Here is a 24,985-nt window from a genome sequence, read left to right as displayed (position 1 = left end):
CGGTCCTGCGACCGCCACAGCACCGATACGCCCCGATCGATGCATCCAACCACGACCCTGCGTCACCGGCAGGTCTCCTGGCTTGGCGGGTCTTCGCCTTGTCGCCGCCTTCCCGGACCTGATTTCTGGTCCAGTGGCTCGTTGCGACCGGCTCGCCGCTCAACAGTTGCGGGGGCAGCCACGCCAGGGTCCCTTTAGAGGACCCGTCGTGTTCCCTTTTAGGCCCCAAAGGGGCACCGATGACGGGCCCGTTCTATAGGAGCGACCCGGCCCGCGAAAGCGGATTCTGCCGCGCTTTGTGGTCGCGCCCACGCTTGATGGGCGGGCTGGGATGGCCTATTGGATGCGGCCAAGGACATGTTTTTCCAACGGGATAGAGGCGTCATGACCGCTTGGCTCACCGTGATCGGGATCGGCGAGGATGGGGTGACCGGCCTTGGCGAGGCCGCGCGTGCGGCCCTTGCCGGCGCCCGCATCATCTTCGGCGGCAAGCGGCACCTCGCCATGCTGGAGGGGGACGTCTCGGCCGAGCGGCGCCCCTGGCCGCAGCCCTTTGCGCTCGCCTTCGATGAACTCCGCGCCCTGCGCGGATCGCCGACCGTCATCCTCGCCAGCGGCGATCCGATGTTCTACGGGATGGGGGCGAGCCTCAGCCGCGAATTGGGGCCGGATGAGATGCTGGTTCTGCCGGCGCCTTCGTCCGTGTCGCTGGCGGCGGCGCGTCTCGGCTGGGCCTTGGCCGATGTCGAGGTGATCACCATACACGGTCGTCCGATCTCGCTGCTCCATCGTGCGTTGCGGCCGGGTGCGCGCCTGCTCATCCTCTCCGAGGATGGCTTTTCCGCTGGCCATGTGGCGCAGCTTCTAAAGGCGCGCGGCTTCGGGCCGAGCCGCATCACTGTCTTCGAACATCTCGGCGGTGCCAAGGAACGGCGCATCGACGGTATCGCGGAAGGCTGGAACGCAGGCGAAACGGCGGCGCTCAATCTCCTCGGCATCACCTGTGTTGCGGGTGAGGGCGCGCGGGCCTTCTCGACGCTTGCGGGCCTTCCTGACGATGCCTTTCAGAATGACGGCCAATTGACCAAGCGCGACGTGCGCGCGGTGACGCTGGCGCGTCTCGCCCCTCTCCCCGGCGAATTGCTGTGGGATGTCGGCGCCGGTTGCGGCTCGATTTCGATCGAATGGATGCGGGCGCATCCCGCCTGCCGCGCCATCGCCATCGAGGCCGATGCCGGGCGTCAGCAACTCATCCGCGCCAATGCCGAGGCGCTGGGCGTGCCGGGCCTCGACCTCGTCGCCGGGGCCGCACCGGCAGCGCTCGCCGGCCTGCCGGCGCCGGATGCGATCTTCATCGGCGGCGGTGTGACCGAGCCCGGCCAGATCGAGGCCTGCTGGGCGGCCTTGAAGCCCGGCGGGCGTCTGGTTGCCAATGCCGTCACCGTCCAGAGTGAGGTGCACCTCATCGCCTGGCAGGAAAAGATCGGCGGCGAGCTCACCCGGCTTGCCGTCTCCCAGGCGAAACCGCTGGGCGGATTCGACGCCTGGCGGGCGGCCCTGCCGGTCACGATTTTCGTCGCCTATAAGCCAACCCATTGAAGTAACGTAGAAATGATTGCGGAATAATACGTTTGTTCAAATGATATAAAGATATACTTATATCTCTTATCTGTTATCCTATGCGTCATTCGGCCCCAGGGAAGGAGCCGTACCCGGCAGGGAGGACGCGATGAACATGATGGAGAGCCATGTGCCGCCGTTGCGAAGCGGACCCGATTGGCTGGGCAGCGAGGGTGGCGGCCGCGCGCCCGACCTTGCCGTCAGCTTCGAATTCTTCCCGCCGCGCCAGCCGGACCTGTTGCCGGGCTTCTGGCAGTCGGTCGAGGATCTGGCGAGCCTTGCTCCCCGCTTCGTTTCCGTGACCTACGGCGCCGGCGGCTCGACCCGCGACCAGACCCGTGAGCTGGTGGTCGAAATTCAGGCGCGTTGCCAAGTTCCTGCCGCCGCCCATCTCACTTGCGTCGGTACCAGCCGGGCCGAGATCGACGCCATCGCCGATGCCTATTGGCAGGCCGGCATTCACCGCCTGGTGGCGCTGCGCGGCGACCCGCCGGGAGGGATCGGCGGCGCCTATCAGCCGCATCCGGGTGGCTACGCTTATGCCGACGCGCTGGTGGCGGGCCTTGCCGCGCGCCATCCCTTCGATATCAGCGTTGCCGCTTATCCTGAGACGCATCCGCAGGCTTTGAGTGCCGCCGCCGATCTCGATCATCTGAAGCGGAAGATCGATGCCGGCGCCACGCGTGCCATCACGCAATTCTTCTTCGACGTCGACTGTTTCAAGCGCTTCGTCGATCGCGCCGCGCGCGCCGGCATCAACGTGCCGATCGTGCCCGGCATCCTCCCCATCCGCAATTTCGAGAAGGTGGCGGCGATGGCGGCCGCGTGCGGGACGTCGATCCCGCAAACGATGCGCGAACGGTTCGCGGCGCTGGCCGACGATGCGGCAGGACGCCTCGACCTCGCCCGGCACTTGGCGCTCGAACAATGCCAGGCCCTTGCCAAGGCCGGTGTCCGGCATTTCCACTTCTATGCGCTCAACCAGGCCGATCTGGTGCGCGATGTTTGTGCCGGGCTTGGCGTCGTTTCGCCGCTGATGGTGGCGCGCTGAAGCGGATTGCCTTTGCGCCGCCGACCTGATTTCATCAGCGCCTGTTTCACAAATGCATAAAAGGCAGGCAGGCGATGGCGACCGCACCCGATCTCATCCTCGTCAACGGCAATATCCGGACGATGGATCCCCTCATCCCACGCGTCGAGGCGCTGGCGGTGAAGAACGGCCGTATCGTGGCCCTGGGGCGCACGGACGAGATCAAGGCGCTGGCCAACGGTATCACCCGCACGGTCGATGCCGGTGGGCGCCTGGTTCTGCCCGGCTTCCAGGATACGCATATCCATCTGCAGGATAGCGGCACCGGCTTCTCCAGCAGTGTCAATCTCGAAGGCGCCAGCACGATTGAGGAATTGCAGCGGCGCCTGCGCGACTTCTCGCAAAAGACCAACGATCTCTGGGTCAAGGGCACCGGCTGGTATACCGGCATCTTCGGCGCGCAGAACCTCAATCGCCAGGTGCTCGATGCGGCCGTTCCCGATCGGCCGGTCTTCATCTTCGCTGCCGACGGTCACAACGCCGCCGTCAATACCAAGGCTTGCGAGATCATGGGCCTTGATAAATCCGTGGCCGACCCGTCGGGCGGCGCCTTCGTGCGCGAAGCCGACGGCACGCCGACCGGCCTCATCTACGAGGATGCGATCGACTGGATCCGCGCCCGCATGCCCAAAACCAATCTCGACACCTACACCAAGGGCGTTCAATACGGGCAGAAGCTCTGCAACACCCACGGCATCACTGGCGTGCTCGACGCGATGGTGTGGGAGCGCCACATGAAGGTCTACAAGGCGCTTGACGAAGCGGGCGAGCTTACCGTGCGCCTCAAGGCGACCGCCAAGGTCTTCCCGACCGAGACCGTCAAGGATGCGCTGGGCCGCGTCGAGGCGCTGCGGCGCGACTTCAAGACCGACAATGTCAGCGTTCATTCCGGCAAGTTCTTCCTCGACGGCGTGGTCGAAAATCGCACCGCGGCGATGATCGAGGATTATTCCGACGCCACCGGCGGCAATGCGCCGATCATGTTCGACGAGGAGCTGCTGCGCGATCTCTTCATCGCCTTCGACGCGGCGCGCTTCCAGCTGCATGTCCATGTCATCGGCGACCGCGCGACGCGCGTGGCGCTCGACTGCATCGAGGCGGCGCGCGATGCCAACGGCGCATGGCCCAGCCTTCACCAGCTGGCCCATGTCCAGCTCATCCATCCCAATGACATTCCGCGCCTCAGGGACCTGAAGGTCGTCACCAACATGCAGCCGCTTTGGGCGCGTTGCGAACCGTCGGTGACGGAGATGGCGCTGCCCTTCGTGGGCAAGGAGCGCGGGCGCTGGATGTATCCGTGGCGCACCATCGTCGACAGCGGCGCGCCTTATGCCGTCAGTAGCGATTGGGGCGTCTCGACCCTGAACCCGTTCCCCATCATGCAAACGGCGGTGACGCGCCAGCCCGCCCATGTGGCAAAGGACTTCCCGATCTTCGAAGCGCAGGAGCGCATGACGGTCGAACAGGTGGTGCGCGGCTATACGACCTTCGCCGCCGCCGCGGCCTGGCGCAGCGACGAGACAGGCTCGCTGACGCCGGGCAAGTTCGCCGACTTCATCCTTCTCGACCGCGACGTCTTCAGCGTCGATCCTTACGAGATTGGCGACACCGAAGTCGATCTCACCATGCTCGGCGGCAAGGAGGTGCATCGCAGTGCGGCCTTTGCCGGCTGACGGTGCTTTTAATCCTGGTTAAGCATAACGCGCGCGGTCGCTGGAAAGGCGGGCACAAACCCGGCGACCACGCCGCGCGCGGGCGCAATATCGTTTGCGGCGGCACACGCCCCTTCGTATTCTTGAACGCGGGTTGAGGGGACAAGGTGGCCGCCATGACGGACGACACGCTCGAGCACCGCAAGCATCCGCGCTATCAATTCGGTGGGACGGCCTTGGTCGTTTTCGACGACACCAATCAGCGGCGCACGCTCGCCATCACCAACTACCGCAACATCTCGCAGGGCGGCGCCTGTATCCTGACGCCGGATGTGCAGGGCTTTTCGGCCGGCGACCGCATGTATCTGATGCCCGAACGCTATCGCCGCAAGCGTGAGGCCGTGGTGGTCAATCTGGGCACCGGCCGCCTCCATCTGGAAATCCCGAAGAGCCAGGAACTCAGCGAATTCGAAGTCGCCGAGATACTCGAAAAGCTGGCCCAAGCCGACCGCAAGGCATAACCCGTTCTGACCGGCACAATGATCGACGGCAAAAAGGCCGCCGTCCTGGACGCGCGGCCTTGGCCAACTCAGATAATCGGGAAATCTATCGGACGATGCTGGAAATGATGATGGCGCCGGGAAAGGCCATCGCGATATGCGACGGGCTCACGCGGACCACGGTGGCGATGGTGGGACCGACCTTCGGCAGATCGAGCGACACCTTGTCACCGACGGCAACGGGGCCGCTGGTTTCGATCAAGGCGCCGTTCTCGCTGATATCGACCAAGCGGCACGTCACCCGGGCGCCCTTGATCAGGACATCGGTCGGCAGGTTGACGACATAGCGCTGTGACCGGCGGCGATCGCCATGCTCATCCATGTCGTTCTGCAGGTTGCTCATCATGCGTTCCAATCCCCTTCGCTCCTGCCCAATTCGGGCTGGTTTGGCGCCGCGCTTCAGCCGGTTTGCTGCCTGACCGGTATCATCCCCCCGGATGTCCCCGATCCACAAGCCCAGGCGCCAGAAATCTGCCCCTTCGTTTCGAGGGGGCAATCTGCCACGAGAACCCGAGGGCGCCAAGCCTCTCCACGCCATTGAAGCGGCAATATGGTGAAGAAATCGTATACGCCGTTGCAACTTTTGCGCCCCGGCCTGGATTCCACGCCCTTGATCCTACCCGGGAACGTCAGGTCCGGCAGCGCTCCGGCGCCAGGGCCGCCAGGTCGACACCGCGCGCAATCAGGTCGGGTGGCATCGAACCGTCGGCGATCAGGCCACGGCTGAGGCGACCCAGCGCGGCCGACAGCATGATCCCATAGCCACCTTGTCCCGCCAGCCAGAAAAAGCCTTCGGCGTCGCGGTCGAATCCGACCACCGGGCAATGATCGGGGACGAAGCTCCTGAGGCCAGCCCAGCTGTGCTCGATGCGCCGCACGGTGAGATGCGTGTTGCGTTCCAGCCAGTCGACGATCATCGCCATGTCGAGGTCTTCGGGCTGCGCGTCGCAGGGCGCGCTCGGTGTCGCATCGCCGAGCGAGGCCATCAGGCGGCCCGCATCCGGCTTCACATAGGCTTCGGTGGCGCCGTCATCGACGGCCGGCAGGCTGGGCGGCGCCAATGTCGGGTCGCCGGCGATGATGATCGCTGTGCGGCGCATCGGCGTCAGGTTGATCGGCTTCAGACCGGCCAGTTGCCCGATCTCATCGGCCCAGGCACCGCCGGCATTGATGACAATGCGCGCGTCGAACCGCTCACCGCTGCTGCTCTCGGCATGCCAGCGGCCGGCGGTGCGTTCCAGTGCCGTCACACGGCGATCGGTGAAGGTGCGGCCGCCACGATGCTTGAACAGTTTCAGGAAGCCTTGATGGATGGCACCTGCGTCCATATCCATGACATGCGGGTCAAGGACCGCGCGCGCCACTGCTTCGCGCTTCAGCAAGGGCGCCAGCTTGCAGGCCTGGTCGACCGAGATTTCCTGCAAGGGTGTCGCCGGTGTCGCGGCGGCGATGAACTCGTCGATCTTGGCTTCGGATCCCGCCGGCACAAAGGACATGGCCTGGCGCGGCGTCAGTAGCGCGTGATCGGTGAAGCCTTCCATCGGCTGGCGATAGAATTCGGCGCTGGCACCGATGATAGCCCGTACCACGGCAGGCCCGTAATTGGGTGTGTAGAGCGCCGCCGACCGGCCGGAGCTGTGATAGCCGGGCCGTTCTTCCATCTCCAGCAAGGTGACGCTGCCGATCTCCGCCAGTTCGGCACCGACCGCGGCACCCGAAACACCGGCACCGATGACCAGGAAATCGCTGCTGTTGCTCATCGCCACAATCCTTCCGGGCGGCTGCTCAGGCGATGGAAACGCCAGCCAAGGCCGCTCACCGCCACGACCAGCGCGGCAATCAGCGACCAGATCAGGGCCGGTACACCGGCGCCCGCTTTGAATCCGATCAAGTAACCCATAGGCAGACCCACCACCACGAAACTGACGATATAGACGATGGTGGGGATCAAGGTATCCGCCGCGCCACGCAAGGCACCCATCAGCACGCCTTGTAGGCCATCGAGGATGAAGAGCAAAGCGGTAAGCGCAAGAGCGGCGCCCAGCATGTCGAGGACCAGCGGGTCCTGGCTGTAGGCCCGCGCGATGGTGGGGGCCAGAAAATATGTGGCGGTCGCGACGATGCACATGATCGTGGCCTCGAGCCCCACGGCGGTCCAGCCCGCGCGTTTCAAATCCCCCGCATTGGCGCGGCCGATGGCATTGCCGACCCGGACCGAAGCGGCGGTCGAAAGCCCCATCGTCAGCATGTAGACGAAGCTGGTGACGTTGATCGTCGCATACATGGTTGCAAGCTCGGTGCGGCCGAGCCAGCCCGCCATGTAGATCATCATGTTGAAGCAGGCGGTCTCGGTGCCGATGGCGAAGGCGAGTGGCAGTCCCAGTATCAACATGCGCTTCAACGTTGCCGGGTCGAAGCCGAACCAGGGCAAGGCGCCGTAACGCTTGCGGTCGCGCATCGCCAGGATATAGAGCGCGATCGCTGCGAACATGCACCAGCGGGTGATGGTCGTTGCCAGCGCCGAACCGGCGGCCCCCATTTCCGGCGCGCCGAGATTGCCCGGGACGAAAACCCAGTTGAGCGCCAGGTTGATGAGGTTGCCGCTGAGGGTGATGACCATTCCGGGAAGCGGCCGGTTGATCCCTTCCAGGAAGAACGAGCAGGCGCTGAACATCAGGATGCCGGGCAGGGACAGGCCGAAGATGAACAGGGCCCGGCCGCCCCCGGCATAGGTCTCAGGTGGCTGCCCGAAAAAGCGGAGCAGGCTCTCGGCGGGCATCAGGACCGTCATGAACAGAAGTCCGGCACCAAGGGCGATCGTCAGCCCACAGCGCAGCGCCCGCCCGCAATCGGCATGGCGGCCGGCCCCATTGGCCTGGGCGGTCAAAATGATCGTGCCGATCAGCAAACCGACGCCGACGACGGTCGCCGTGACCTGAGGAATTGCTGCCGCGCCCAGGTCGGCCAGCGCCCCCGTCCCCTGCCAGCCACAGAAAATGGCGTTGATTGTGAACATGATGACCAGGCCCGCCCGGGCCAGCATCACGGGAATAGATAGGGATATTGTCCGTTTAATGTGATGCGCAAGCGAGGCGGCGAGGGGTGGCGCCGGGTTGTCGCCGACCGGCTCAACCTGGGGTGTCATGATGGGGAAAAGCCCTTAACTTGCGTATTAGGAATGCAACCGGTAGACTTAAGTAGTTGATTTGCCGAGAATCGGCAATGGGGCTGTGGGGGAAATGACGTCCGGACCCGGTACCAAAGCACCCTGGCGCCTGCGCCTGAAAGCCTGGTGGGAGGGTGAGGATGTCTCCGTCCCGATGCCCAGCTTCAAGGGCGTTGGCGGTGTGTCCGAACCGAAACTCGAACCGCCGCCTCTCATCATTCCGCCGTTGATGCCTTGGGAAACCGAAGAAACGCGGATTCAAGAACAGGTCTGGGGCGAAGGCTATTACAAACCCGGCGGCGAGGATCACGTCTTGGGGCTCGCCAAACCCTTCGGCCTCAACCCCTCTCTGACCGTGATGGAGTTTGGCTCCGGCCTTGGTGGTGGCACGCGCGCCCTGGTCAATGAATTTGGCGTCTGGGTGAACGGCCTTGAACCGACTGCCGACTTGGCGAAGGCCGGGCGCGAACTGTCGGTCAAGGCGGGTCTTGAGAAAAAGGCGGATATCATCCGCTATGCGCCGGAAGGCTTTGAGCCGAAGGTCGGCTCGGTCGATTGCATTCTCTCGTCGGAATCGATGTACCTGGTTGAGGATAAGTTGAAGCTCCTCAAGAACTTCGAGCGGGCCCTGAAGCCCCGCGGTCAGATTTCGATCACCGATTTCGTCCGCAACGAGGATGTCGACGTCAACGACCAGAAGCTGCAGGGGCTCGGCCTGCACCCTGAGGACCAAACCTTCTTCGCCTCGGGGGAAGAATATGTCCGCTGGTTCCGCGAACTCAATTTCGACCTCCGGGTCAACGAAGACATCACCGAACGCTACCGCAAGATGGTCATGGAAGGCTGGGTCGATTTTACACAGGCTGGCGGCGAGAAGGCGGCGCACGCAAAAGCCCTGCCGGATCAAGTGGTTAAAGAAGTCCAGTTGTGGACAAGGCGCGTGGCGGCAATGGATGCCGGTCATATCAAGGTCATGCGCTACTATGCCATCAAACTGGGTGGCACCAAGCTCATGTCGAACTGGTAATCGACCGTTAACTCAGGTATTTCAGGGACTTGAGGGTGTCTCTGCCGTGGTTGACAGGGGACAGCCCGGTCACTATGTTGCGCCACCATTTCAAGACTCGTTGACCTAAGGAACCGGACCATGAAGGTGATTAACTCGCTGAAGTCGGCCAAGGCACGGCACAAGGACTGCCGTATCGTGCGTCGCAAGGGCCGGGTCTACGTGATCAACAAGACCAATCCGCGCTTCAAGGCGCGCCAGGGTTGAGCTCGCTCACCGTGGGATTGGGCTGCGCAGGCTGAATTTTTTCGGGCCAGCGCGTTGATCGAGCTGGATCCGACTGACTGAATTGAAACCGCGCGTGGGACTTTCCCCCGCGCGGTTTCTTTTTGCGCTATAGATTCGCTCCATGCTGATGCCGCCGCCAGACAAAGCAGCCCTGGAAGCTGCCCCGGATTTCGTCGCTGCCCTGCGCGCGGCCCTGGGTGACGACAATGTCATCGCCGATCCGCGCGCGATGCGTCCCTATGAAAGCGATGGGCTAACGGCTTACCGGCAGGTGCCGCTCGCCGTGGCGCTGCCGCGTTCGACGGCGGAAGTCTCGGCGGCCCTCAAGATCGCGCACCGTTTCAACATCAAGGTGGTGCCGCGTGGCGCCGGCACCTCGCTCTCGGGTGGCGCGCTGCCCCTGGCCGACGGATTGCTGCTGGGCCTCGGCAAGCTCAACAAGATTCTCGAGGTCGATCTCGACAATCGCTGTGCCGTCGTGCAGCCGGGCGTTCCCAATCTGGCGATCTCGCATGCCGTCGCCGCCGACGGTTTCTATTACGCGCCCGATCCTTCGAGCCAGATCGCCTGTTCGATCGGCGGCAATGTTGCCGAGAATTCCGGTGGCGTGCATTGTCTCAAATACGGTCTCACCACCAACAATCTCCTGGGGCTCGAAGTGGTGCTGATGGATGGCGAGATCATTCGCCTCGGCGGCAAGCATCTTGATTCCGGCCTCTACGATCTCATGGGTCTCTTCACGGGCTCGGAAGGGTTGCTGGGTGTCGTGACCGAGGTCACGGTGAAGCTCCTGAAGAAACCGGAGAAGGCGCGCGCCTTGCTGGCCGGTTTCACCACCTCCGAAAGTGCCGGTGCGGCTGTTGCCGCCATCATCGGCGCCGGCATCATTCCGGCAGGCATGGAGATGATGGACAAGCCCGCCATTCATGCCGCCGAGGATTTCGTCCATGCCGGCTATCCGCTCGATGCCGAGGCGCTGCTCATCGTCGAGCTTGATGGGCCCGAGGTTGAGGTCGACGATCTCATCGCGCGCGTCAGCGCCATCGCCACAACGCACGGTGCAACCGGTCTCCGTGTGAGTGCGAGTGAGGCCGAGCGCCTGCTCATCTGGGCCGGTCGTAAAGCAGCATTCCCGGCGGTGGGGCGCATCTCGCCCGATTATTACTGCATGGACGGCACCATCCCGCGCAGCCGCCTGCCCGAAGTCCTGCAGCGCATGACGCAGCTTTCCGCCGAGCACGGGCTGCGCGTCGCCAATGTCTTTCATGCCGGCGACGGCAATCTCCATCCGCTCATCCTCTACGATGCCAACAAACCCGGCGAGCTTGAGGCGGCCGAGGCCTTCGGCGCCGACATCTTGCGGCTGTGTGTCGATGTGGGCGGTGTGTTGACCGGCGAACATGGCGTGGGCGTCGAGAAACGCGACCTCATGCCGACGATGTTCAACGAAGCGGATCTTGCTCAGCAGCTCCGCGTCAAATGCGCCTTTGATGAAAACAATCTGCTCAACCCGGGCAAGGTATTTCCGACCCTCCATCGCTGCGCCGAACTCGGCGCCATGCATGTGAAGGGCGGCAACCTCCCACATCCCGATCTGCCGCGATTCTGATGCTCCTGCCCGCGACTGAATCCGACCTCATCGATATCGTGAAAGAAGGCGCGCCGCTCGCCCTCATGGGGCATGGCACCAAATCGGGTTGGGGCCGTGTGTTCGAGGGCAAGCCCCTCTCGCTGCGCAAGTTCAGCGGCATCATTGACTACACGCCGGCTGAACTGGTGATGACCGCCGGTGCCGGCACCCCGCTTGCCGAGATCGAGCAGGCGCTCGCGGCGGCCGGGCAGCATCTCGCCTTCGAGCCCATCGATCTCGGTCCGCTCTACGGTCACGCACCCGGTGGCGGCACAATCGGCGGCATCATCGCCAGCAATCTCTCCGGTCCGCGCCGACCTTTTGCCGGTGCCGCGCGCGATTTCTTCCTCGGCTTCAAGGGCGTCAACGGCAGCGGCGCGCTGATTAAGGCCGGTGCCAAGGTGGTGAAGAACGTCACCGGTTACGACCTGCCGAAGCTCGTTGCCGGTTCCTTCGGTACACTCGTTGCGATGACCGAGGTGACGTTGAAAGTGGTGCCCGCCCCGGAAACGGTGTCGAGCCTCACCCTCGAGGATGTTCCACTCGATGCGGCGCAGGCCAGGTTCATCGCCGTGCTGGGAAGTTCGGTCGAGCCGACGGGTGCGGTCTACCTGCCGGAGGAGCGGCGCCTCCATTTCCGCCTCGAAGGGGCCGAGGCCTCGGTCGCCTATCGTCTTCGCCAGTTGCAATCCCTCGTCGGTGAGGGTGAGATCGAACTAGGGGAGGCCGCACGCCGACGCTGGCAGGCCCTGCGCCATTTCGCTGTCGGATGGGCGTCGAAAACACCCTTTTTGTGGGTTGTTTCCATGCCCTTTTCGACCTTTTCCTCCGTGCTCTTGCAGCTTTTCGACAAGATTCCCGACGCAAAGGCTCAAGTCGATTGGGGCGGCGGTCGCTTGTGGCTCGGCCACGGCGATATCGATTTCGCGACCGCGCTTGGCGCGATCGACGGCGCTCTCAACGGTCGCGGCCATGCGACCCTCATGCTGGCGCCCGAAGCCTGTCGCAGGGGAACCCGCGTCTTCACGCCTGAGGTGCCGATCCCGCTCCTCAGGAAAGTCCGCGCCGCGTTCGACCCGCAATTCGTCTTCAATCGCGGCCGCCTGCATCCGGACCTATAGCCCATGCAGACTCATTTCTCGCTCGCCCAACTCGCCGATCCCGATCTGGCCGCTGCCGACAAGATCCTGCGGACCTGTGTGCATTGCGGCTTCTGCACGGCGACGTGTCCCACCTATGTCATCGCCGGCGACGAGAACGATTCCCCGCGCGGGCGCATCTATCTCATCAAGAACATGCTGGAGCGTGACGAGACGGCGGACGCGATCGTCGCCCGCCACGTCGACCGTTGCCTCACCTGCCTCTCTTGCATGACGACGTGCCCGTCGGGCGTCGATTACATGCATCTGGTCGATCAGGCGCGCGTGCGGATCGAGACGCAGTATCAACGGCCATTGTTGGATCGGCTGCTGCGCGACGTGTTGGCATTGGTCCTGCCCCGGCAGACTCTGTTGCGCCTGGCGCTTGGCCTTGCGAAGCTGGCGCGGCTCACCGGAATCCAGCATCTGCTGCGCGGCCGGCTCAAAGCGATGCTGGCGATGGTGCCGCGCGAGATAGCGTCGCCTGCCACGACCGATCAGCCGGGCACCTTTCCGGCAGAAGGGCAGCGCCGGGGCCGCGTCGCGATCCTTGCCGGTTGCGCGCAGCCGGTGCTGAAGCCAAGCATCAATGCGGCGGCGATCCGGCTTCTCAACCGGCTCGGCATTGAAGTGGTGGTGGCACAAGGTGCCGGCTGCTGCGGGGCGCTGACGCAGCATATGGGACGCGAACACGCCGCCAAGGACACCGCGCGGCCGACGCTGCACGCCTGGGCCGCCGAGATGAACGGCGCCGGTCTTGATGCGATCGTCATCACGACATCGGGATGCGGCACGGCGATCAAGGATTGGGGGCATCTCTTCCGGGGCGATGCCGACGAGGCCCTGGCCCGCACCGTGGCGGCGAAGGCGCTGGATATCAGCGAATATCTGGTGAAGATCGGTGGTGTTCAGCCGCAGCCGGGCCAGCCGCGCCAAAAGGTCGCCTATCACGCGGCCTGTTCATTGCAGCACGGCCAGCGCGTGCTCACCGCGCCCAAGGATCTGCTGCGCGGTGCCGGCTTCGACGTGGTCGACATTGCCGAGGCGCATCTCTGCTGCGGGTCCGCCGGTACCTACAACCTGCTGCAGCCCGGCTTCGCCAATCAACTGCGCAGCCGCAAGATCGCGAACATCGAAAAGACCGGCGCCGATATCGTCTCGGCCGGCAATATCGGCTGCCTGCAGCAGCTCGAAGGCGGCCTCAATCGCCCCATCGTGCACACGGTGGAACTGCTCGACTGGGCCAGCGGCGGACCGCAGCCGGCCGGCTTGGGGCAATAGCGCGCTATCGCTTGCCGGCGGCAAGCAGGGGGCGTTGCTGGACCGCCGGCTCGTCGTCGCGATGCAGCGGGGATGTATGCGTCGCGATGAGGCGGACGAGGTCGGCCTGTCGCGCAACGCCGGTCTTGGCGAAAATGCGCCGCAGGTGGGTCTTCACCGTGCCTTCGCCGATGCCGAGCGAGTCAGCGGTTTCCGGAACCCCACCGATTTCGACGATGGCGAGCAGCACGCGGAGTTCCGTGGGCGTCAGGCCATAGCTCTTGGCGATCAGGCTGGGCGTCGCTTCGAGTTCCAGGGCCGCGCGTTGCAGGCAGATAACGGCGGCGGCCCCATGTGAACCGCCACGCGTGCGCCGAAAGGTGAGCGGCAATGCATGGGCGAGGAAGCGCTCGCCATCCTGGCGATCGAGGGTAAGGCGCAGATCACAGGGCAGGCGCCCGCTTGCCGGTGTCGTCAACAGGCAGCGCAACGAGTCATTGGCAGCACGATCGTTGAAGGTGAGCTTGCCCCCCTGAATGCGGCAAGGCTCTGCCGTATCAAGGAGCAGATAAGCAGCGGCGTTGGCATGCAGGATGCGTCCGTCGCGATCGATGAGGATGAGGGCGCTGCCGAGAGAGTCGAGCGCGTCGGCGAAGACGGATGCCTCGGCGGATTTCTGCTCCAAGACGCGCCCGATCAGCACCGCGCGCCGCACATGTGGCGCCAGCAGGCCCATGCGGCGCATGATCTTCTCGTCCGCAGCGCCTTGGCTCGCATGGCGGAAGACGCCGAGAAGCGCTGCCGAACTGCGCGACTTGTCGAGCGCCACGGTCACGAAGTCGACCAGGCCTTGCGGTGTCGCCCATTCCTGAAAGAATCGCGATTCCACCATCTCTTCCGGCGGGACCAGGCTGGAGACGCTGACCGGTCTTTCAAGCTCGGCGAAATATTGCAGCGTGTTCGCGGGGTCGAGCTTGATGTAGTGCGAGAAATAGGAATCGCGATAGGCCTCCTCAATCCGACCGTCGTGATGATGGATGATGCTGTCGGTGAGGGTCGGTGTCTTGGAGAAGATCGCGGCGCTGTAGCCTTCGACATAGGTGGCGATCTGCGCCAACACAGCCGGCCAGAGTTCGGGCGCCACGGCCGCGTCGTAGATGCGTTCGACCGTCGCCGAAAGTGCCAATGCCTCGTCCATGCATCACCTCGCGAAAAGCGGGTTGCCGTCCCCGTGGCCGGCGGGCCAAGGGGGTGGCCAAGCGGTTTGGTATGAGCAAACGAGAGGCGTGGATACGGCATTAAGTTGTGATTGCCAACATTAAACTGCGACAAAATGACCGATATCACAATTTAGAATGGGAGAATTTACCTTTTGATCGATTAGATCGATCAAAAGTTCAAAAATAATCCATTTCATCGATGGATAAGAATCGCCTATCTCTCATTCCGCGAGTTAACCCGCAACCAACTCTGAAATTGGAGATAGTTCGTTATGTCGTTGATCAACAGCACCATTAAGCCGTTCAAAGCCGAAGCTTTCAAAGACGGCAAATTCATTACGGTCACGGACGCCGATCTGAAGGGCAAGTGGTCGGTCTTCTTCTTCTACCCGGCCGATTTCACCTTCGTCTGCCCGACCGAGCTTGAGGACCTTGCCGACAATTACGCCGAGTTCCAGAAGCTGGGCGTCGAGATCTACTCGGTTTCGACCGACACCCATTTCGCCCACAAGGCCTGGGCCGACACCTCGGCCGCGATCAAGAAGATCAAGTACACGATGCTCGGCGATCCGACCCTGCGCCTCAGCCGCAACTTCGACGTCCTCATTGAGGATGCCGGTCTTGCCGATCGTGGCACCTTCGTCGTCGATCCGAGCGGCGTGATCCAGATCGTGGAAGTCACCGCCGGCGGCATCGGCCGCGACGCCAAGGAACTGCTGCGCAAGATCAAGGCCGCGCAGTATGTCGCTTCGCATCCGGGTGAAGTCTGCCCGGCGGCCTGGAAGGAAGGCGCCAAGACCTTGGCTCCGTCCCTCGACCTGGTCGGCAAGATCTAAGCCTGACGAGCAAGAAGTCCGGAACGGCACGGAGCGATCAGCTCCGTGCCGGCCGGCACGCCTTTACCACCGCACACCATCACCGGGGAGCCAAACATCATGTTGGACGCCAATCTCAAGGAACAGCTGAAGGCCTATCTGGAGCGCATCACGCAGCCGATCGAGCTTGTCGCCTCGCTCGATGCCAGCGACACCGCGCGCGAGATGGAAGAACTGCTGCAGGAGATCGCGTCGCTCTCCCACCTCATCACCTATGAGCGCCGCGACGACGATGCCAGGAAGCCGTCCTTCGCGATCCATCGCACCGGCACCGCTGTCGGCGTGCGCTTCGCGGGCCTGCCCATGGGGCATGAATTCAATTCGCTGGTGCTCGCTCTGCTGCAGGTCGGTGGCTATCCATCGAAGACCGAGCAGGATGTGATCGAACAGGTCCAGGCGCTGGACGGCGACTATCAGTTCGAAACCTATTTCTCGCAGAGCTGCCAGAACTGCCCCGATGTGGTGCAGGCGCTCAATCTCATGAGCGTACTCAACCCCAGGATCCGCCACGTCGCCATCGACGGCGCCAGCTTCCAGTCGGAAGTGGACGGCCGCCAGGTGATGGCCGTGCCGTCGATCTATCTCAATGGCCAGCCCTTCGGGCAGGGCCGCATGGATCTGGAGCAGATTCTGGCCAAGATCGACACGGGCGCTGAAGCTCGTGCGGCAGAGAAGCTGAAGAACAAGGCCCCCTATGAGGTCCTGGTCGTGGGTGGCGGTCCGGCCGGCGCCGCGGCGGCGATCTATGCCGCGCGCAAGGGCATCCGCACCGGTGTCGTTGCCGAGCGTTTCGGCGGCCAGGTGCTGGACACGATGGCGATCGAGAATTTCATCTCGGTCTCGCACACCGAGGGGCCGAAGCTTGCCGTGGCGCTGGAAGAGCATGTGAAGGCCTATGAGGTCGACATCATGAATGTGCAGCGCGCCGAGAAGCTGGTGCCGGCATCCATTCCGGGCGGCCTTGCCGAAGTGCATCTGAAGAACGGTGCCGTGCTGAAAGCACGCAGCGTCATCCTGGCAACGGGTGCCCGCTGGCGGCAGATGAACGTGCCGGGCGAGGCGGAATATCGCAACAAGGGTGTTGCCTATTGCCCGCATTGCGACGGCCCGCTGTTCAAGGGCAAGCGCGTCGCGGTCATCGGCGGCGGCAATTCCGGCGTCGAAGCGGCGATTGATCTGGCCGGCATCGTCACGCATGTGACGCTGATCGAGTTCGACGGCAAGCTGCGCGCCGATGCAGTCCTGCAGCGCAAGCTCAATTCGCTGCCCAATGTGAAAGTCATCACCTCGGCGCTCACCACCGAAGTGCATGGCGATGGGCAGAAGGTCGTGGGCCTTTCCTACAAGAACCGAGACACGGATGAGCTGCACCGCGTGGAACTGGAAGGCATCTTCGTGCAGATCGGCCTGGTGCCGAATACGGAGTGGCTGAAGGAAACGCTGACCTTGAGCAATCGCGGCGAGATCGAGGTGGATCATCGTGGGGCCACGTCTGTCCCCGGCGTGTTCGCGGCCGGCGATGCGACGACGGCACCCTACAAGCAGATCGTCATCGCGATGGGCGAGGGGGCCAAGGCATCTCTCTCGGCCTTCGACTATCTCATCCGACTGGCCCCGGTAGACGGGGAAGCGAAAGCGGCATAAGCCCCGCCGCCCTTCGCGCACAGCAGAAGCACCGCCGGAAACCCCCATTCCGGCGGTGCTTTGCTATGGCCGCATGTTGCCGCCTCGATCCGTGTTGACTCTCGTGGAAATATGAGAAATATTCTCATATATGAGAAATACGGATGCCGGTATCGACCAGCGCATCGCCCTTCGCCTCAAGGCGTTGCGCGGCGAGCGCGGCTGGTCGCTTGACGATCTTGCCGAGCGTAGCGGCGTCAGTCGCGCGACGCTCTCGCGCCTCGAAAATGCCGAAGTGAGCGCCACGGCGAATGCGCTCGGCAAGCTTGCCGCCGCCTACGGCCTCACCGTTTCGCGCCTGATGCATCTGGTGGAAGAAGGGTTTGCGGCGCTGGTGACGCGCGGCGAACAGCCGGTCTGGCAGGACCCCGAGACGGGGTTCGATCGCCGCTCGGTATCGCCACCGGCGCAAGGCTTGGCGGGCGAGGTGATCGAATGCCACCTGAAGCCCGGCACCCGCATCGACTACGACGTGCCGCCGCGACCGGGACTGGAACACCATCTGGTCATGCTGGAGGGGGCGCTGACGCTCAGCATCGGGGGCAAGGATCATGCGCTCGGCCCGGGTGACTGCCTGCGCTATCAGCTCTTTGGCAGCAGCGCTTTTGTGACGGGCAAGAAGGGCGCCCGCTATCTCATTTTCCTGGTGTGACCATGTCCGCAATCGACATGACCGAAGTAAGCGCCGATGAACTGATGGCGTCGTTGCAGGCATTCGGCGAGCTGCTGCATGCCTGCGTGCTCGACGGTGCCAGCGTCGGCTTCGTGCTGCCGTTTGCACCGGCTGACGCCGAGGCCTATTGGCGGCGCAAGGTCTTGCCGGCAGCCGTTTCGGGTGGCCTTGTCCTGCTGGCGGCGCGGTCGGGCGACCGCATTGTGGGAACGGTGCAGCTCGACCACGACATGATGCCCAACCAGTGTCACCGGGCGGATGTGAAGAAGCTGCTGGTGCATCCGGATTTCCGCCGCCGCGGCATCGCCCGCGCCCTGATGCTGGAAGTCGAAGCGCGGGCGCGGGGCCTCGGCCGCCAAATCCTGGTGCTGGATACGCGGACCGGCGACAGTGCCGAACCGCTCTACCGCAGCCTCGGCTACGAGACCGCCGGCATCATTCCCGATTACTGCCGCGACACCCTCTCGCCCCGCCTCGATGCGACCACGGTAATGTATAAAAGGCTGTGAGGTGGCCCTCAGCTCTGGGTCAGCCCCTTCATCGTGCGGCCCAGCACGTCGACCGCGCGGTCGAACACCATTTCCTTCCACTTCTTTTCGTCGGGATAGAAGGTATAGCGGATCTCGCTCTTGATCTTGCGGCCCTTGGCGCTGTCGAGATCGCCGTGGATATGCAGCCAATTGTCGGCGCGAACGGAATCGATCATCGCATCGACCGGCACGGTGCCGTATTCGAGCGTGATGCCGGTAAGGGTCACATCGGGCAAGGCCGCGACGACACCGAGCTGCGTGTCGCCCGTGACCGCCGTCGAGGTTGAGGAGCCGTCATCGAGCATTGTCGATTCCGCGCCAAACCAGTCGCGCACGCGGGCAGCGCCCGGGGTGCCGCCGAAATCGTTCGACATGATTTCGCCGACGCCGTAAGGGCCAAGGCCGGTATGCAGATCGACGAAGGCCACGTTGCGCGCGGTGGCGGCATAGGGTGACAGGGCTTCGACAAGCGTGCGGCGCGACCAGGTGGGCCCGGTGCCGCCATAGAAGACACCTTCCTTGTCCCAATATTGGCCGTTCATAATGGCGGCCTGCAGATCGATCTTGCTGTGGCGGGCGACGTATTCGCCGAACACTTTCTTCACCGCGGCTTCGGATTCATCCGACCAATCGTCCGGACATATGAAAGCGCGCAGTTCCTTATAGCCGTCATTCTGCGGCAGCACCTTGCCGTGATCGAGGAAGTTGCGGTTGAGGTCAACATTATCCTCGTTGACGCGGCGGACCCAGGCAAAGCCGAAGGGGTTGATGGCGTGGATGAGCAGAACGGACGTGCCGGCGGGCAGGTTTTTGAACGCGCCCTGATCAAGCCAGCCGGTCTGGATGCCGGAGCCGCAGAAGCCCTCGGCACCATGCGTCGACGACATGGCGATGAGCAGCCGCTCAGCATTCCTGGGGCCGATGCGCGCGACGTCGGTCGAGAGATCGCCGCCATCGGGCCCGCGTTGCGGATTTTGATAAGTAACGGTCTCGGCGCCGGCAGCCTTGGCGGCATCGCGGAAGCGGGCGCGGGCAGCGGCGTAGGTGGGGGAGAAATAGGCTTCAGCAGTCATGATTTCCGGTATAAAAATGGTGCGTAGGCTAAGGCGAAAGGTGGCCGTTGATGGCAATCTTAGAGATGGCGGCGGGACTGCGAAACCCCCAAATGGTGATCGTTTGAGGCGGGAACGACGTGTGCGCCGCACCCATATCCCCTTTATCGGCGGGCTCTTTGCCGCCGGCCTGATCTTGGCCACGGCAGCCTTTCCCGCCCGGGCTGAGGTTTGTCCCAAACCATTCGATCCGCCCAAAATCACCATCACGACCAGAGCCGACGAACCCAAATTCGACCATGCGGCGGGCATCAAGATTCTGACGCGCGAGGCGCGCGACAATCAGGCACTGCCAGGTGATCGTTCGATCTACAGCATGGGACTGACGCGCACCGAATGGAGCACGTCGGCCAGTATCCGCATGCAGGGGCGGCCCTATAAGGGCGGCTATTGCTGGTCGATCGTCGCATTGGAGATGACCCTCATCGAGCAGCCGACCATCAGCATCGCCAAGGAGATCGACCGGGATTCCTGTTCCTGGAAAGCGGTGCTGGCGCATGAGCGCAAGCATGTCGCCTATAACAAGCGGCAGCGTGAAGCGCTGCAGGCCGTCTTGCCGGGAAAGCTGCAGCCCGCACTGAGCGGTGCCGAAACCTTCAAGAGCAGCAAGGATGCTTCGGCGAGCTTTACCGCGCTGGCGAAGAAGGCGTTGGAGCCGCTGCTGAAGGAAGCCAGCGTGCGGCATCAGCGGGAACAGAAACGGGTGATCGACACGGAAGCCGAATATGCCCGCGTCGATGCCGCTTGCCCTGAGGATGAGTGGCAGAAAGCGTTCAGCCGCGCCGGTATCAACTGAGCCCGAACACTGCTACAATGGCTCTTCCTCTGGGCAAGGCAGGTGGCGCGGCTGGTCATGCGATGGCGGCTTCTGACGATCGGGGTAACAGCGATGTTGCTGATGGCGCAGCAGCCGCTCCGTGCCGACCAGAAAGACCCGCGCCTCCCCGAACTTTTCCAACGCCTCCATGACACCGCCAATGCCAATATTGCCCGCCTCACCGAGTTCATGATCTGGAGTATCTGGGGCGAGAGTGGGGAGGCGAAACTCGACCGGCTGATGCATGAGGGCGAGACGGCGATGGAGGACAAGGATTACGACGCTGCCGTCGCCAAGTTCAGTGCCGTCATCGCGGCCAAGCCCGACTTTGCCGAAGGGTGGAACCGCCGGGCGACGGTCCACTATCTTGCGGGGGATTACGATGCATCGCTTGCCGATATCGAGCATGTGCTGGAATTGGAGCCGCGACATTTCGGTGCGATCTCTGGCCTCGGCGTCGTCAATCTCGCGCGCCATCATGACGAAGCCCCGCGCGACGCCTTCGAGCGGGTCCTGTCGCTCTATCCGCTCAACATGCCGGCCCGCGAGAATCTGAAACTGGTCAAGCAGAGGCTGGACGATAGTGCGATCTGATTTGCTGGGCGGTCTCGCGCTCGTCGCCGCTCTTGTCGCCAGCCTTCTATCCAGCACACCGGCCAGGGCCGATGCCTGCGGTGGCGCCATCGCACCGCCCACCCTCACCGTGCGCACGGACGCGCGGCCGCCCACACAGGATCACAGCCGAGGTGTCGCCTCACTCTCGAAGGACGGCAATCTCGCCGTGCCGCGCGGGCTGGAGAATTTCCGCTATGCGGTCGGCGTCACGGCGGCGGATGCGACCGGGCATACCGAATGGGACATGCAGGGCCAGGCGTTGCCCGACGGCCGCCAATGCTGGTGGATCACGCAGGCAAAGATCATCGCCACGGTCTCGACGCGGGTCTTCATCGCCAAGGAGATCCCGCGCGGGTCATGCCTGTGGAACGAGGTGGTGAAGCATGAGGCCAAGCATGTGCACCTCGATCAGCAACTGTTCCCGAAAATGTCCGGCTTGATCCGGCCGCGGGTGCTCGCGGCCATTTCCCATTCGGTCGTGGCGCGCAGCCAGGCCGAAGCGCGCACCTTGCTGGGGGCGCTCCTCAGCAAGGCAACCCGGCAGGCGGTTAGCGAGTTCCAGAGGGCGCGCGATGCCGAGCAATTGAAGATCGACACGGCCGCGGAGTACAGCCGGCCGAACAAGATCTGTGGCGAGGCGGCGGTCTCCGCCATCATCCAGCGCGCCGGGCCGATGTGACGGAAATTGGCATGGCATTGGGGCCGCTCGGGCGCCTGTTGCCGTCGATTGACCGCTTGAGCTGGTGGCCTGGAATGGCCTAGTATTGGGCTCTAAATGGTGTGGTCCGCATCAGCAGCAGCCGAGGTCGGAATGGGCATCATGGCAGGCGACACGGGTGTGCGACCACGGGTGCGGGAACCCGGCCTGCCGCGCTGGGAACCGGGCACCGAACGCTACCGTCTTGCCGGCCTTGGCGTCTTGATCCTTCGCCTTGAGGAAGGCGACCGTCTCGACATCATCGACCGCGAAGGCCGGCAGCCCTGCGAAATCGCGGCCTTCCATTCTGGCGATCTCCGCCCCGATCTCGCATCCCTCGGCTTGAAGCCGGACGGCGCCTCTCCGGGCATCAATGCAGCGCTGGATGGCAGGCCGCTCGGCTTTGGCATCCTGCCGGACGAGATCGCGCAATTGCGCCATCAATTGCAGCATTGGCATCTGCCGAAAGGTGTCGATGCGGTGGCGCGCGTGCTGACGGGTGACACGCACGCGGGCGAGGGGGTGAGCCTCACCGCGACGCGCGCGGCCATCGTCGTGCTGCATGCGCCGGGCCAGTCTGGCGTCTTGCTGCCGGAAGAGCAGTCCCCGGCCACCGATCTCACCGTCATCGTCCGCCGCGCCCAGGTACATGCGCTTGTGGCCCCACCGCTGCCGGCACCGCTGGGTGAATTGGTGGCGGAATATCGCGTCGACAAATGCACGGCGCTTTCCTACGAGGTGAAGGAAGGCCAGTTCATCCAGATCATCGATGTCGCTGGTCGGCAATGCTCCGATTTCGTCGCCTTCGATGCGCGGCAGCTGCAGGCTGGGCGCGAGCGCGGCATCGACATGACGACCACGCGCACCATGCTGGGGGCGATCTATCCAGGTCCGGGCCTGGCGTCGAAATTCTTCGATATGGACATGCAGGCGCTGACCGAGGTGGTGCGCGATACCTGCGGCCGGCACGATACGTTCGGCCTTGCCTGCACGGCGCGTTTCTACGAAGACGCAGGCTATCCGGGCCATCCCTCCTGCTCGGAGAATTTCAACAATACCCTCGACCGCTTCGGCCTTGAACGCCGCCGCGGCTGGCAGGCGGTCAATCTCTTCTACAATACCGGCGTCAATGCGGCGAACGCGATCTTCCTCGACGATCCCTGGTCGCGGCCGGGCGATTATGTGCTGATGCGGGCCCTGAAGGATCTGGTCTGCGGCTCGTCAGCCTGTCCCGACGATATCGACGCCACCAATGCCTGGAACCCGACCGACATCCATGTGCGCATCTATGATGCCAGACACGACTTCACCCGAGCCATGGCCTATCGCATGACACCAGATGCCGAACCGAGACTGACGCGCGAGACCGGCTTTCATCACCGCACCAGTGCACTCACGCGGAACTTCACCGAGTATCGCGGCTTCTGGCTGCCCAGCCGCTTCAACAACGCAGGACCGACCGCCGAATATTGGGCTTGCCGCGAAGGCGCTGCCGTGATGGACCTCTCGCCCTTGCGCAAGTTCGAAGTGCTGGGGGCGGATGCCGAGGATCTGCTGCAGGCGGCCTGCACGCGCAATATCCGGAAGCTCAGCGACGGACAGGTCGTCTACACCGCGATGTGCTACGAGCATGGCGGCATGGTGGATGACGGTACGGTCTTCAGGCTGGGTCCCGATCGCTATCGCTGGATCGGCGGCGATGAATTCGGCGGCAAATGGCTGCGGGACCTCGCAGAGAAAAAAGGTTTGCGCCAAGTCTGGGTCAAGTCGGCCACCGATCAATTGCACAACATCGCACTCCAAGGTCCCAAGAGCCGCGAGATCCTGAAGGAGATCATCTGGACGCCGCCGGCAAGGCCCCGTGTCGATGAGATCCAATGGTTCCATTTCACCGTGGGCCGCATCGGCGACTACAACGGCACGGCGGTACTGGTCTCGCGCACCGGCTATTCCGGCGAACTCGGCTACGAGATATTCTGTCACCCCAAAGATGCCACCAAGGTATGGGATGCCGTCTGGGAAGCCGGGCAGAGACATGGCTTGCTGCCGCTCGGCCTCGAAGCGCTCGATATCCTGCGTATCGAGGCCGGTCTCATTTTCGCCAATTACGAATTCAACGACCAGACCGACCCGTTCGAGGCCGGCATCGGCTTCACCGTGGCCCTGAAGGGCAATGAGGCGTTCGTCGGTCGTGACGCCCTCATCCGGCGCAAGGAGCATCCGCAACGCGTATTGGTCGGGCTGGAAATCGATGCCAAGCAAGCGGTCGGCCACGGCGATTGCGTGCATGTGGGCCGCGCTCAGGTGGGTGTGGTCACCTCCGGCTGCATTTCACCGATCCTCGGCAAGAACATCGCCCTTTGCCGGATGGATGTGACCTATGCTGCGATCGGCACGGAGGTCGAGGTTGGCAAGATCGATGGCCAGCAGAAGCGCCTGCCGGCACGTGTCGTGCGCTTCCCCTTCTACGATCCGGAAAAGCTGAAGCCGCGCAGCTGATTCTGGCTCAACGCTCGCGCTTTGCAGGTTCGGCAAGGACGGATTGGAGTTCATCCATGAGCTTTGTGATGCGTTCGGCGGAGGCGCCGGACGTCGTGGCAAGAGTCTTGATCTCCTGTGCCACGACGGCAAAACCGAGCCCCATTTGACCGGCGCGCGCCGCTTCGATCCGCGCGTTCAAAGCCAACATCTTGAGGGCGCGCAGAACCTCGAGAATATTGCCGGTATCCTTGACGATATGCTCGGAAATCACGGCGATGCGGTCGATGAGGTCGCGGTTCGCCTGTTCGAGATGCTTGCGCTCACTGATGTCGATGATGAAGCCTTCGAGGAACTCCAATTGACCTGAGGCATCAAAGACGCCGCCGCCGATCTCATGCACCCAGACCGGCTCTCCCTGCCGGGGCACGATGCGATAGTCGATGGTCCAGTTGCCGTGCTGCTCGAGGGCCTTGCCGACTGCGGCGTCGACTGAGGCGATGTCGTCGGGATGGGTAATCGAACTGTAGCCGCGAACCTTGTTGCCGATGAAATCGCTGGCCGGATAGCCGCTCACCGTCAGGATCCCCTCGCTGATATAGAGCATCGTGTAGTTGGCGTCGTTGCGGCAACGGTAGAGAAAGCCGTCCATGCGGCCGGTGATGCTGAGCAGGGCGGCGAGGCGCTCGTCGACAGGCACCGCACCGCTTTGACCAAGGAATGGGCTCTCATCGCTCATGGCATTTCCTGGATCAGTAGGAGTCACAACATTGAGAGTCATGGGCCTCTCCGGTACCGCGGATCATACATCCATTTACGGGAAAATATCCCTGATCCGTAAACAAATGGTAATCCTGCTTCGCTCCAAGCGGCG

Annotated in this window: 23 protein-coding genes and 1 riboswitch; of the genes, 17 read left to right on the top strand and 6 right to left on the bottom strand. The window is 63.5% G+C overall.

Features of this window, described 5'->3' with window-relative positions; genetic code table 11:
* Positions 1-49: 49 nt before the first annotated feature.
* Positions 50-256: riboswitch (cobalamin riboswitch) on the bottom strand.
* Between the two features lie 128 nt (positions 257-384).
* The 4 genes from cbiE (at position 385) to ACE3PP_RS18380 (ending at position 4,883) form a co-directional block, all read left to right on the top strand.
* Positions 385-1,599 (top strand): precorrin-6y C5,15-methyltransferase (decarboxylating) subunit CbiE, encoded by a 1,215-nt coding sequence (gene cbiE, locus ACE3PP_RS18395; RefSeq protein ID WP_374384730.1) that lies wholly within the window; start codon positions 385-387, stop codon positions 1,597-1,599.
* A 130-nt stretch (positions 1,600-1,729) separates the two neighbouring features.
* On the top strand, positions 1,730-2,671 hold the full coding sequence (metF, locus tag ACE3PP_RS18390; RefSeq protein ID WP_374384729.1) for a methylenetetrahydrofolate reductase [NAD(P)H]: 942 nt from the start codon (positions 1,730-1,732) through the stop codon (positions 2,669-2,671).
* Positions 2,672-2,745: 74 nt separating this feature from the next.
* On the top strand, positions 2,746-4,383 hold the full coding sequence (locus ACE3PP_RS18385; RefSeq protein ID WP_374384728.1) for an amidohydrolase: 1,638 nt from the start codon (positions 2,746-2,748) through the stop codon (positions 4,381-4,383).
* Positions 4,384-4,538: 155 nt separating this feature from the next.
* Positions 4,539-4,883 carry a PilZ domain-containing protein gene (locus ACE3PP_RS18380; RefSeq protein ID WP_374384727.1) on the top strand — a complete coding sequence of 115 codons (345 nt, stop codon included), beginning with the start codon at positions 4,539-4,541 and terminating at the stop codon, positions 4,881-4,883.
* A gap of 85 nt (positions 4,884-4,968) precedes the next feature.
* On the opposite strand, the gene ACE3PP_RS18375 is transcribed toward ACE3PP_RS18380, so the two are convergent.
* The 3 genes from ACE3PP_RS18375 to ACE3PP_RS18365 all read right to left on the bottom strand — a co-directional run bounded on the left by ACE3PP_RS18375 (position 4,969) and on the right by ACE3PP_RS18365 (position 8,067).
* Positions 4,969-5,268, bottom strand: a complete 300-nt coding sequence (locus ACE3PP_RS18375; RefSeq protein ID WP_374384726.1) for a PilZ domain-containing protein — start codon at positions 5,266-5,268, stop codon at positions 4,969-4,971.
* Between the two features lie 283 nt (positions 5,269-5,551).
* Complete coding sequence (locus tag ACE3PP_RS18370; protein ID WP_374384725.1) at positions 5,552-6,682, bottom strand: NAD(P)/FAD-dependent oxidoreductase; 1,131 nt, start codon at positions 6,680-6,682, stop codon at positions 5,552-5,554.
* Entirely contained in the window at positions 6,679-8,067 is a 1,389-nt protein-coding gene (locus ACE3PP_RS18365; protein ID WP_374384724.1) for an MATE family efflux transporter, read from the bottom strand. Before ACE3PP_RS18365 ends, ACE3PP_RS18370 begins: the two co-directional genes overlap by 4 nt.
* A gap of 94 nt (positions 8,068-8,161) precedes the next feature.
* Between ACE3PP_RS18365 and ACE3PP_RS18360 the strand changes: the two genes are divergently transcribed.
* The 5 genes from ACE3PP_RS18360 (at position 8,162) to glcF (ending at position 13,432) form a co-directional block, all read left to right on the top strand.
* On the top strand, positions 8,162-9,115 hold the full coding sequence (locus tag ACE3PP_RS18360) for a class I SAM-dependent methyltransferase (RefSeq protein ID WP_374384723.1): 954 nt from the start codon (positions 8,162-8,164) through the stop codon (positions 9,113-9,115).
* Positions 9,116-9,235: 120 nt separating this feature from the next.
* Entirely contained in the window at positions 9,236-9,361 is a 126-nt protein-coding gene (ykgO, locus tag ACE3PP_RS18355) for a type B 50S ribosomal protein L36 (RefSeq protein WP_374384722.1), read from the top strand.
* Positions 9,362-9,503: 142 nt separating this feature from the next.
* Positions 9,504-10,991, top strand: coding sequence for an FAD-linked oxidase C-terminal domain-containing protein (locus ACE3PP_RS18350; protein ID WP_374384721.1), 1,488 nt, complete (start codon positions 9,504-9,506; stop codon positions 10,989-10,991).
* Complete coding sequence (locus ACE3PP_RS18345; protein ID WP_374384720.1) at positions 10,991-12,133, top strand: FAD-binding protein; 1,143 nt, start codon at positions 10,991-10,993, stop codon at positions 12,131-12,133. Before ACE3PP_RS18350 ends, ACE3PP_RS18345 begins: the two co-directional genes overlap by 1 nt.
* Positions 12,134-12,136: 3 nt before the next feature.
* Positions 12,137-13,432, top strand: a complete 1,296-nt coding sequence (glcF, locus tag ACE3PP_RS18340) for a glycolate oxidase subunit GlcF (protein WP_374384719.1) — start codon at positions 12,137-12,139, stop codon at positions 13,430-13,432.
* A gap of 4 nt (positions 13,433-13,436) precedes the next feature.
* On the opposite strand, the gene ACE3PP_RS18335 is transcribed toward glcF, so the two are convergent.
* Positions 13,437-14,609, bottom strand: coding sequence for a helix-turn-helix transcriptional regulator (locus ACE3PP_RS18335; protein ID WP_374384718.1), 1,173 nt, complete (start codon positions 14,607-14,609; stop codon positions 13,437-13,439).
* 294 nt (positions 14,610-14,903) lie between these two features.
* Between ACE3PP_RS18335 and ahpC the strand changes: the two genes are divergently transcribed.
* From ahpC to ACE3PP_RS18315, 4 genes are all read left to right on the top strand, one after another.
* Entirely contained in the window at positions 14,904-15,467 is a 564-nt protein-coding gene (gene ahpC, locus ACE3PP_RS18330) for an alkyl hydroperoxide reductase subunit C (RefSeq protein WP_374384717.1), read from the top strand.
* A gap of 99 nt (positions 15,468-15,566) precedes the next feature.
* Positions 15,567-17,150 carry an alkyl hydroperoxide reductase subunit F gene (gene ahpF, locus ACE3PP_RS18325; protein WP_374384716.1) on the top strand — a complete coding sequence of 528 codons (1,584 nt, stop codon included), beginning with the start codon at positions 15,567-15,569 and terminating at the stop codon, positions 17,148-17,150.
* A gap of 130 nt (positions 17,151-17,280) precedes the next feature.
* The gene (locus ACE3PP_RS18320; protein WP_374384715.1) at positions 17,281-17,841 is read left to right on the top strand and encodes a helix-turn-helix domain-containing protein; all 561 of its coding nucleotides are present in this window, start codon (positions 17,281-17,283) and stop codon (positions 17,839-17,841) included.
* A gap of 2 nt (positions 17,842-17,843) precedes the next feature.
* On the top strand, positions 17,844-18,371 hold the full coding sequence (locus tag ACE3PP_RS18315) for a GNAT family N-acetyltransferase (RefSeq protein ID WP_374384714.1): 528 nt from the start codon (positions 17,844-17,846) through the stop codon (positions 18,369-18,371).
* Between the two features lie 8 nt (positions 18,372-18,379).
* Here ACE3PP_RS18315 and ACE3PP_RS18310 read toward each other — a convergent pair whose 3' ends face one another.
* Positions 18,380-19,465, bottom strand: coding sequence for a M14 family metallopeptidase (locus tag ACE3PP_RS18310; RefSeq protein WP_374384713.1), 1,086 nt, complete (start codon positions 19,463-19,465; stop codon positions 18,380-18,382).
* Between the two features lie 121 nt (positions 19,466-19,586).
* Between ACE3PP_RS18310 and ACE3PP_RS18305 the strand changes: the two genes are divergently transcribed.
* The 4 genes from ACE3PP_RS18305 to ACE3PP_RS18290 all read left to right on the top strand — a co-directional run bounded on the left by ACE3PP_RS18305 (position 19,587) and on the right by ACE3PP_RS18290 (position 24,132).
* Positions 19,587-20,300 (top strand): hypothetical protein, encoded by a 714-nt coding sequence (locus ACE3PP_RS18305; RefSeq protein ID WP_374384712.1) that lies wholly within the window; start codon positions 19,587-19,589, stop codon positions 20,298-20,300.
* Between the two features lie 57 nt (positions 20,301-20,357).
* The gene (locus ACE3PP_RS18300; protein WP_374384711.1) at positions 20,358-20,915 is read left to right on the top strand and encodes a tetratricopeptide repeat protein; all 558 of its coding nucleotides are present in this window, start codon (positions 20,358-20,360) and stop codon (positions 20,913-20,915) included.
* Positions 20,905-21,615 carry a hypothetical protein gene (locus tag ACE3PP_RS18295; protein WP_374384710.1) on the top strand — a complete coding sequence of 237 codons (711 nt, stop codon included), beginning with the start codon at positions 20,905-20,907 and terminating at the stop codon, positions 21,613-21,615. Before ACE3PP_RS18300 ends, ACE3PP_RS18295 begins: the two co-directional genes overlap by 11 nt.
* A gap of 141 nt (positions 21,616-21,756) precedes the next feature.
* The gene (locus ACE3PP_RS18290) at positions 21,757-24,132 is read left to right on the top strand and encodes a DUF1989 domain-containing protein (protein ID WP_374384709.1); all 2,376 of its coding nucleotides are present in this window, start codon (positions 21,757-21,759) and stop codon (positions 24,130-24,132) included.
* Positions 24,133-24,139: 7 nt separating this feature from the next.
* On the opposite strand, the gene ACE3PP_RS18285 is transcribed toward ACE3PP_RS18290, so the two are convergent.
* On the bottom strand, positions 24,140-24,850 hold the full coding sequence (locus ACE3PP_RS18285) for a methyl-accepting chemotaxis protein (protein ID WP_374384708.1): 711 nt from the start codon (positions 24,848-24,850) through the stop codon (positions 24,140-24,142).
* Between the last annotated feature and the right edge of the window lie 135 nt (positions 24,851-24,985).

Origin of the sequence: Dongia sp., assembly GCF_041910485.1 — a bacterium.
Lineage (GTDB): Bacteria > Pseudomonadota > Alphaproteobacteria > Dongiales > Dongiaceae > Dongia.
The sequence above is the reverse complement of the archived record's forward strand: the minus strand, read 5'-3'. Positions and strand labels throughout refer to the sequence as shown.